The sequence below is a fragment of the Streptomyces sp. NRRL B-24572 genome, from assembly GCF_002156145.1.
Lineage (GTDB): Bacteria > Actinomycetota > Actinomycetes > Streptomycetales > Streptomycetaceae > Streptomyces > Streptomyces vietnamensis.
The window spans coordinates 319-646 of record NZ_MWIG01001070.1 but is presented as its reverse complement, the minus strand read 5'-3'; the positions used below and the strand labels follow the sequence as shown (position 1 = coordinate 646).

General features: G+C 70.7%; 2 pseudogenes. Both read left to right on the top strand.

Features of this window, described 5'->3' with window-relative positions:
* Positions 1-7: 7 nt before the first annotated feature.
* Positions 8-103 (top strand): annotated as a pseudogene (locus tag CCN56_RS45415) (hypothetical protein); the annotation flags it as partial.
* A gap of 37 nt (positions 104-140) precedes the next feature.
* Positions 141-328 (top strand): annotated as a pseudogene (locus CCN56_RS45410) (molybdenum cofactor biosynthesis protein MoaA); the annotation flags it as partial.

Below are 328 nucleotides of genomic sequence, written 5' to 3'. Positions count from 1 at the left end.
CGCCGACGTGGTGGTCGATCTGCTGCCCTCCACCTGGGCCACGGACCGTTTCTTCGACCACGGCCTCTTCACGGCGTTCAAGCCGGGGTCCGTCTTCCTCAACCTCGGCCGCGCGGCGACCGTCGACCAGGCGGCCGGCGTTGAGGCCGGTCAGGAGGGCCGCCGCCTTCGCCGCGACCGGCCGCAACCACCCCTACCTGGCCTTCACCCTGAACTCGCTCTGCAACCTGGACTGCGTGTTCTGCAAGCCCCGCTGCATGCCGGACTACGGGCACAAGGACCGTCCCCTGACCGCCTCCGACTACGCGTCGATCGCCGCCGAGGCCGG